The 9,769-nt window shown below is 75.2% G+C and carries 1 protein-coding gene; it reads left to right on the top strand.

Going from position 1 to position 9,769, the window contains the following annotated elements:
* The first annotated feature begins 34 nt into the window (after nt 1–34).
* A complete protein-coding gene (locus AC067U_RS19040) occupies nt 35–9,748 on the top strand; it encodes a type I polyketide synthase (protein WP_478830920.1) in 9,714 nt (3,237 codons plus the stop codon).
* The last annotated feature ends 21 nt before the right edge of the window (nt 9,749–9,769 follow it).

Consider the following 9,769-nt stretch of genomic DNA (forward strand, 5'->3'; position numbering starts at 1 on the left):
CGACCGCCTCTCTGGCATGGAGCCCACGCACATGGTGAACGAGGACAAGCTTCGCGACTACCTCAAGCGGGCGACCGCCGATCTGCGCCAGGCCCGCAGGCGGTTGCGCGAGGTCGAGGAACAGAACCAGGAACCCATCGCGATCGTAGCGATGAGCTGCCGCTACCCGGGCGGTGTCCGCACCCCCGAGGACCTGTGGCGGCTCGTCGCCGACGGCACCGACGCGATCTCCGCGTTCCCCGTCGACCGCGGCTGGGACGTGGAGACGCTCTACGACGCCGACCCCGACAGCGCCGGCTCCAGCTACGTCAGCGAGGGCGGCTTCCTCTACGACGCCGCCCGCTTCGACCCGGCCCCCTTCGGGATCTCCCCGCGCGAGGCCCTCGCGATGGACCCGCAGCAGCGGCTGCTGCTGGAGTCCTCCTGGGAGGCGTTCGAGCGGGCCGGCATCGACCCGACCTCCCTGCGCGGCAGCCGGACCGGCGTCTTCGCCGGCGTCATGTACCACGACTACACCGCCCGCCTGGACACCGTCCCCGAGGGCGTCGAGGGCTTCCTCGGCACCGGCAGCTCCGGCAGCATCGCCTCCGGCCGGGTGGCGTACACCTTCGGCCTGGAGGGGCCGGCGGTCACCATCGACACCGCCTGCTCGTCCTCCCTGATCGCCCTGCACCTGGCCGTGCAGGCGCTGCGGGCGGGTGAGTGTTCCATGGCCCTCGCCGGCGGTGTCACCGTCATGGCGACCCCCGCCACCTTCACCGAGTTCAGCCGCCAGCGCGGGCTGGCCCCCGACGGCCGCTGCAAGCCCTTCGCGGCCGCCGCCGACGGCACCGGCTGGGGCGAGGGCGTCGGCATGCTCCTCGTCGAGAAGCTGTCCGACGCCCAGCGCAACGGGCACCCGGTGCTCGCCGTGATCCGCGGCTCCGCCGTCAACCAGGACGGCGCCTCCAACGGCCTGACCGCCCCCAACGGGCCCTCGCAGCAGCGCGTCATCCACCAGGCGCTCACCAACGCCCGCCTGGCCGCCGCCGACGTCGACGTCGTCGAGGCCCACGGCACGGGAACGACGCTGGGCGACCCGATCGAAGCGCAGGCCCTGCTGGCCGCGTACGGCCAGGACCGCCCCGCCGAACGGCCGCTGCTGCTCGGCTCCATCAAGTCCAACATCGGGCACACCCAGGCCGCCGCCGGCGTCGCGAGCATCATCAAGATGGTCGAGGCGATGCGCCACGGCATCGTGCCCAAGACCCTCCACCTGGACGAGCCGACCCCGCACGTCGACTGGGAGGCGGGCGCCGTCTCGCTGATCGGCGAGAGCGTCCCCTGGCCGCAGACGGGAGCCCCGCGGCGTGCGGGCGTGTCGTCGTTCGGGTTCAGCGGCACGAACGCGCACGTGATCGTCGAGCAGGCCCCCGAGGCGGAGCCCGCGGACGCGGCGCAGACGCCCGAGGCGCAGACGCCCGAGGCGGAGCCGCGCTCGGTGATGCCGGTGGTGCCGTGGCTGCTGTCGGGCAAGAGCGCGGCCGCGCTGCGGGCGCAGGCGGAACGCCTGGCGGGCTGGCTCGCCGGGGAGGCCGGCATCGCGGCCGACCCGGTCGACGTCGCCTGGTCGCTGGCGTCGACCCGGGCCGGCCTGGAGCACCGGGCCGTGGTCCTCGCCGACCACGCCGCCGCGGTCGGCGCGGTCGCGTCGGGCGCGATGGCCGCGGGTGTGGTGACCGGCTCCGTGGTCGGCGGGAAGACGGCGTTCGTGTTCCCGGGCCAGGGCTCGCAGTGGGTCGGTATGGCGGCGGGGCTGCTGGACGCTTCGCCGGAGTTCGCGGCCCGGGTGGATGAGTGTGCGAAGGCGCTGGAGCCCTTCACCGACTGGTCGTTGGTGGATGTGCTCCGGGGCGCCGACGGCGCGCCCTCGTTCGACCGTGTGGACGTGGTGCAGCCCGCGCTGTTCGCGGTGATGGTGTCGTTGGCGGAGGTCTGGCGGGCGGCGGGTGTGCGGCCCGGCGCTGTGATCGGGCATTCGCAGGGCGAGATTGCTGCCGCCTGTGTGGCGGGGATCCTGTCGCTGGAGGATGCGGCCCGGGTGGTGGCGCTGCGGAGCCAGGCCATCGGGCGGGTGCTGGCGGGGTTGGGCGGCATGGTGTCCGTGCCGCTGCCGGCGGCGGCGGTCCGGGAGCGGATCGGGCCGTGGGGTGAGGAGCGGATCTCCGTCGCCGCCGCCAACGGGCCGTCGTCCGTGGTGGTGTCGGGCGAGGCGCAGGCGCTGGACGAGTTTCTGGCCGCCTGCGAGGCGGACGGTGTGCGGGCGAAGCGGATCGCTGTGGACTACGCCTCCCACTCCGCGCAGGTCGACCTGCTGAAGGAGGAGCTGGCCGAGCTGCTGGCTCCGATCACCCCGCAGGACGCCGAGGTCCCGTTCCTCTCCACCGTGACCGGCGCATGGGTCAAGGGCCCGGAGCTCGATGCCGGTTACTGGTTCCGCAACCTTCGGCAGACCGTCGAGCTGGAGCAGGCCACCCGCACCCTCCTGGAGCAGGGCTTCGGCGTGTTCGTCGAGTCCAGCCCGCACCCCGTCCTGACCGTCGGTATGCAGGAGACCATCGACGACGCGGGCCGCGAGGCCGCCGTCCTCGGCTCCCTGCGCCGGGGCGAAGGCGGCCCGGAGCGGTTCTGGCAGTCCCTGGCCGAGGCGTTCGTCCGCGGTGTGGGCGTGGACTGGAAGGCCGTCTTCGCCGGCACCGGCGCCCGCCGCGTGGACCTGCCCACCTACGCCTTCCAGCAGGAGCACTTCTGGCTGGAGAGCGGCACCGCCCAGGCCGCCGAGGCCGCCGCCGTGCACCCGGCCGACACCGCCGACGCCCGCTTCTGGGAGGCCGTCGAGGCCAACGACGTGGCCGCTCTCACCGCCGAGCTGGACATCGACGGGAACGAGGCGCTGACGGCGCTGCTCCCCGCGCTGTCCTCCTGGCGCCGGCAGAACCAGGAGCGGTCCACCGTCGACGGCTGGCGCTACCGGATCACCTGGAAGCCCGCCCCCGAGCCGGCCACCGGCCGCCTCTCCGGCACCTGGCTGGTCGCCGTCCCCGAGACCCCGACCGGGTCCGCCGACGACGTCGTCGCCGAGGCCGTCCTGCGCACCCTCGCCGAACACGGCGCCGACGTACGGCGCACGGCCGTCCCCGGCACCCCCGACGCACGGGCCGAGCTGGCCGGGCGGATCGGCGAGGCGCTCGCGGACGGCCCCGCCGTATCGGGCGTGCTCTCCCTGCTGACCTCCGCCGGGACCGACGCGGCCGCCGGTGTCATCGCCACGCTCACCCTCCTCCAGGCCCTCGGCGACAGCGACGTGACCGCCCCACTGTGGTGCGTCACCCGCGGCGCCGTCGCCGCGGCCCGCTCCGAGCAGCACCCCGACCCCGCGCAGGCGCCGATCTGGGGCCTGGGCCGGGTGGCCGCACTGGAGCACGGAGAGCGCTGGGGCGGTCTGATCGACCTGCCCGGCACGGACGCCGTCGACGAGCGGGCGCTGGCCCGCCTGGCGGGCGTACTCGCCGGGGACGCCGCCGAGGACCAGGTCGCCGTCCGCCCCGCCGGGACCTTCGTACGGCGCCTCGTCCGCGCCCGCCTGGCCGACACACCGCCGGTACGCGCCTGGCGGCCGAGCGGCACGACCCTGGTCACCGGCGGTACGGGCGCGCTCGGCGCGCACGTCGCCCGCTGGCTCGCCGAGAACGGCGCCGAGCACCTGATCCTCACCAGCCGCCGCGGCCCCGAAGCCCCCGGCTCCGCCGCACTGCACGAGGAACTCACCGCGCTCGGCGCCGAGGTCACCCTCGCCGCCTGCGACGTCAGCGACCGCGACGCCCTCGCCGCGCTCATCGCGGCCGTCCCCGCGGACCGGCCGCTCACCGCCGTCGTGCACACCGCGGCCGTCCTCGACGACGGGGTCATCGAAGCGCTGACGCCCGCGCAGATCGAGCGGGTCTTCCAGGTCAAGGTCGACGCGACCCGGCACCTGCACGAGCTGACCCGGGACCTCGACCTGTCCGCGTTCGTCCTCTTCTCCTCCTTCGCCGCCACCTTCGGCGCCCCCGGCCAGGGCAACTACGCGCCGGGCAACGCCTTCCTCGACGCCTTCGCCGAGTACCGGCGCGCCGCAGGCCTGCCCGCCACCTCCCTCGCCTGGGGCCCGTGGGGCGACGGGGGCATGGCGGAAGGCGCCGTCGGCGACCGCATGCGCCGACACGGCGTCATCGAGATGGCCCCCGAACGGGCCGTCACCGCGCTCCGGCACGCCCTCGACCGCGACGAGACCACCCTGACCGTCGCCGACATGGAGTGGAAGCGCTTCGTCCTCGCCTTCACCTCCGGCCGCCCCCGGCCGCTGCTGAACGACCTGCCCGAGGCGCGCCAGGTCATGGAGAGCGCCCGCACCGAGGCGGCCGAGGACGGCGGCAGCGCCGCCCTGCTCGTCCGGCAGCTCGCCGGGCAGCCGGAGGCCGAGCAGGAGCGGCTGCTGCTGGAACTGGTCCGCACCGCCGTCGCCGGTGTCCTCGGCTACGCCGGCCCCGACGCCGTCGAAGCCGGCCGCGCCTTCAAGGAGCTCGGCTTCGACTCCCTCACCTCCGTCGAGCTGCGCAACCGCCTGAACGCCGCCGCCGGCCTGAAGCTGCCGCCCACCCTCGTCTTCGACCACCCGACGCCCACCGTCCTCGCCCGCCACCTGCGCGCCGAACTCGCCGGCCAGAGCGCCGCGGCCGCCGGCCCCGCCCCGACGGCCGCCGCCACCGGAGCAGACGCCGAACCGATCGCCGTCGTCGCCATGAGCTGCCGATTCCCCGGTGGCGTCCGCACCCCCGAGGAGCTGTGGCAGCTGCTCGCCTCCGGCGGTGACGCCCTCTCCGGGTTCCCCGCCGACCGCGGCTGGGACACCGAGGCGCTCTACAACCCCGACCCCGACGCCCAGGGCACCTCCTACACCCGCGAGGGCGGCTTCCTCACCGACGCGGCTGCCTTCGACCCGGCGTTCTTCGGGATCTCCCCGCGCGAGGCCCTGGCCATGGACCCGCAGCAGCGGCTCCTGCTGGAAACCTCCTGGGAGGCGTTCGAGCGGGCCGGTATCGCCCCGGAGACCCTCCACGGCAGCCAGGCCGGCGTCTTCGTCGGCACCAACGGCTCCGACTACTCCCACCTCGTCCGCGGCTCCGCCGACGGCCTGGAGGGACACCTGGCCACCGGCAGCGCGGGCAGCGTCGTCTCCGGCCGGCTCTCCTACACCTTCGGCCTCGAAGGCCCCGCCGTCACCGTCGACACCGCCTGCTCCGCCTCGCTCGTCGCCCTCCACCTGGCCGTGCAGGCGCTGCGGGCGGGGGAGTGCTCCATGGCCCTGGCCGGCGGTGTCACGGTCATGTCCACGCCCGGCACCTTCATCGAGTTCAGCCGCCAGCGCGGCCTGTCCACCGACGGCCGCTGCAAGGCGTTCTCCGCCGACGCCGACGGCTTCAGCCCGGCCGAGGGCGTCGGCATGCTGCTGGTGGAGCGGCTCTCGGACGCCCGGCGCAACGGGCACCCGGTCCTCGCCGTGATCCGCGGTACGGCCATCAACCAGGACGGCGCCTCCAACGGCCTCACCGCGCCCAACGGCCCCTCCCAGCAGCGGGTCATCCGGCAGGCCCTCGCCAACGCCCGGCTGTCCGCGGCCGAGGTGGACGCCGTGGAGGCCCACGGCACCGGCACCACCCTCGGCGACCCCATCGAGGCGCAGGCCCTGCTCGCCACGTACGGGCAGGACCGCCCGGCCGACCGGCCGCTGCTGCTCGGCTCCATCAAGTCGAACATCGGCCACGCGCAGGCCGCCGCCGGTGTCGCCGGCGTGATGAAGATGGTCCTGGCCATGCAGCACGGCGTGCTGCCGCAGAGCCTCCACATCACGGAGCCCACCCCGCACGTGGACTGGACCGCGGGCGAGGTGGCCCTGCTCACCGAGCAGCGGGCCTGGCCCGAGACCGGTGGCCGCCCCCGGCGCGCGGGCGTGTCCTCCTTCGGGTTCAGCGGCACCAACGCCCATGCCATCATCGAGCAGGCCCCCGTGGCACAGGGGTCCGACGGGCAGGGGACCGGCGGACAGGGAACCGGCGAGCAGGGGTCCGACGGGCTGGGGACCCCTGCACCCCGGCACCCCCACCCCCTACTGACCGCGACGACCCCTGACGGCTCCGGCGCCGACCCGCGGATTCCGCTGCCCTGGCCGCTGACCGCCAAGACCGAAAAGGCCCTGCACGGCCAGGCCGAACGCCTGCTGAACCATCTCGCCACCCGCCCTGACCTGCGGCGCACCGATGTCGGCCACTCCCTGGCCACCACCCGCACGGCACACGGCCGACGCGCCGTCCTGCTCGGCCGGGACCGGGAGGAACACCTCGCCGGCCTGGCCACCCTGGCCGCCGGAGGCACGGCACCCCTGCTCGTGCAGGGGTCGGTCATCGGGGGCAGGACGGCGTTCGTGTTCCCCGGACAGGGGTCGCAATGGGTGGGCATGGCCGAGGCGCTGTTGGACGCTTCACCTGTGTTTGCTGCCCGGGTTGATGAGTGTGCGAAGGCGCTGGAGCCCTTCACCGACTGGTCGTTGGTGGACGTGCTCCGGGGCGCCGAGGGCGCGCCCTCGCTCGACCGGGTGGACGTGGTGCAGCCGGCGCTGTTCGCGGTGATGGTGTCGCTCGCGGAGGTCTGGCGCGCGGCGGGTGTGCGGCCCGGGGCCGTGATCGGCCACTCGCAGGGGGAGATCGCCGCCGCGTGTGTGGCGGGGATCCTGTCGCTGGAGGACGCGGCCCGGGTGGTGGCCCTGCGGAGCCAGGCCATCGGGCGGGTGCTGGCGGGGCTGGGCGGCATGGTGTCCGTGCCGCTGCCGGCCACGCAGGTCCGGGAGCGGATCGCCCCGTGGGGTGAGCAGCGGATCTCCGTCGCCGCCGCCAACGGGCCTTCCTCCGTGGTGGTGTCGGGCGAGGTGGAGGCGCTGGACGAGTTCCTGGCCGCGTGCGAGGCCGATGGCGTGCGGGCCAGGCGGATCGCCGTGGACTACGCCTCCCACTCCGCGCAGGTCGACCTGCTGCGCGAGGAGCTCGCCGAGCTCCTGGCGCCGATCGAGCCCCGGGCCGCCGAGGTGCCCTTCCTGTCCACCGTCACCGGGGACTGGGTCGAGGGCACGGAGCTGGACGCCGGCTACTGGTTCCGGAACCTGCGCCGGACGGTGGAACTGGAGGAAGCCACCCGCGTTCTGCTGGAGCAGGGCTTCGGCGTCTTCATCGAGTCCAGCCCGCACCCGGTGCTGACCGTCGGCATCCAGGAGACCGTGGAGGACGCGGGCCGCGAGGCCGCCGTCCTCGGTTCCCTGCGCCGCAACGAGGGCGGCATGGAGCGGTTCTGGCTCTCGCTCGGCGAGGCCTGGGTCCGCGGCGTCGCAGTGGACTGGGACGCGGTGTTCGCGGGCACCGGCGCCGAACGCGCGGAGCTGCCCACCTACGCCTTCCAGTCCCAGCGGTACTGGCCCGAGGCGGCCCCCGTGGAGGCGGCGGCGCCGCAGGCGGAGAGCGCGACCGACGCCCGGTTCTGGGACGCCGTCGAACGCGAGGACCTCGCCGCCCTCACGGCCGAACTGCACGTCGAGGGCGACCAGCCGCTGACCGCCCTGCTGCCCGCGCTGTCCTCGTGGCGGCGCCGGAGCCGCGAGGAGTCGACGGTCGACGGCTGGCGCTACCGCGTCACCTGGAGACCCCTCGCCGACACCACCACCCCCCGGCTGTCCGGTACCTGGCTGGTCGTCGTGCCCGAGGCGCTGACCGGCCCGGCCGGGGACACGGCCGCCGCCGTGCTGCGTACCCTCGCCGACCGCGGCGCCGAGGTGCGTACCGTCACCGTGGCATCGGGCCCGGCCGACCGGGACACGCTCACCGCCACCCTGAAGACCGCCGCCCACGGGGCGGCCGCCCCGGCCGGGGTCCTCTCCCTCCTCGCGCTCGGCGACGCCACCGAAGAGGACGGCTCGCTGCGCGCCCACGCAGGGCTGCTCAGCACCGCCGCGCTCGTCCAGGCCCTCGGCGACGCCGACGTGACCGCCCCGCTGTGGTGCGTCACCCGCGGCGCCGTCGCCGTGGCCCGCAGCGAGCGGATCCAGGACCCGGCGCAGGCCCTCCTGTGGGGCTTCGGGCGGACCGCCGCGCTGGAGTACCCCGACCGCTGGGGCGGTCTGCTCGACCTGCCCCCGCAGGCCGACGCCAGGACCCTCGAACGGCTCGTCTCCGTCCTGGCCGGCGACGGCGCCGAGGACCAGGTCGCCGTACGCCCCTCCGGGCTCCACGGCCGCCGACTCGCGCACGCCCCGCTCGCCGACGCACCGACCGCCCCCGCCTGGAAGCCGAGCGGGACGGCCCTCGTGACCGGCGGCACGGGCGCGCTCGGCGCGCACGTCGCCCGCTGGCTCGCCGAGAACGGCGCCGAGCACCTGATCCTCGCCGGCCGCCGCGGCCCCGACGCCCCCGGCGCCGCTGCACTGCGCGAGGAACTCACGGCGCTCGGTGCCGAGGTCACCCTCGCCGCCTGCGACGTCAGCGAACCCGACGCCCTCGCCGCGCTCCTCGCGGCCGTCCCCGCCGACCGGCCGCTCACCGCCGTGTTCCACACCGCAGGCGTCCTGGACGACGGGGTCATCGACGGGCTGACCCCCGAGCGGTTCGCGACCGTGCTCGCTCCCAAGGCGGACGCGGCGCTCACCCTGCACGAGCTCACCCGCGACCTCGACCTGTCGGCGTTCGTCCTGTTCTCCGGAGTCGCCGGCACCCTCGGCGACGCCGGCCAGGCCAATTACGCCGCCGCCAACTCCTACCTCGACGCCCTGGCCGAGCAGCGGCACGCCGACGGCCTGCCCGCCACCTCGGTGGCCTGGGGCCGCTGGGGCGAGACCGGACTGGCCGCGGGCGGCGCCATCGGGGAACGCCTGGACCGCGGCGGCGTCCCCGCCATGGCCCCCGGCGCGGCGATCCGCGCCCTCCAGCAGGCCCTCGACCAGGCCGAGCCGGCCGTCGCCGTCGCCGACATCCGGTGGGAGCAGTTCACCCCCGGCTACACGGCGGTACGGCCCAGCCCGTTCCTCGGCGACCTGCCCGAAGTACGGCGGCTCGCGCAGAGCGCCCGCGCCGACGGTGCCGCGCACGGCGCCGACGCGCAGGGAGCCCCCGGCGAGGCGCTGCGGCGGAGGCTTTCGGTGATGCCGCAGGCCGAACAGGCCCTGGCAGTCCTGGAGCTGGTCCGCACCCACGCGGCGACCGCACTCGGGCACCCCACCACCGACGAGGTGGGCGCGGGCCGCGCCTTCAAGGAGCTCGGCTTCGACTCCCTGATCGCGCTGGAACTCCGCAACCGCCTGAACGCCGCGACCGGGCTGAAGCTCCCGGCGACGCTGGTCTTCGACCACCCGACGCCGGCCGTCCTCGCCGAGTTCCTGCGCGCCGAGATCGTCCAGGACGGCAGCACCACTGCCGCCCCCGGCATCGCGGAACTCGAAAAGCTCGAATCCGCGCTGTCCGTCCTCGCCCCCGACGACGGAACGCGCGCCGACATCGCCTCGCGCCTGCAGGCCCTCCTGGCGAAGTGGGGTGAACCGCAAGCCCCTTCGAACGGCGGAGCCGTGGCCGAGAAGCTCCAGGAAGCCACGCCCGACGAGCTCTTCGACTTCATCGAGAACGAGCTCGGGATCTAGCGCAGCGGACAGCAGGCAGTA

It is taken from the genome of Streptomyces sp. NPDC043853 (assembly GCF_056436025.1).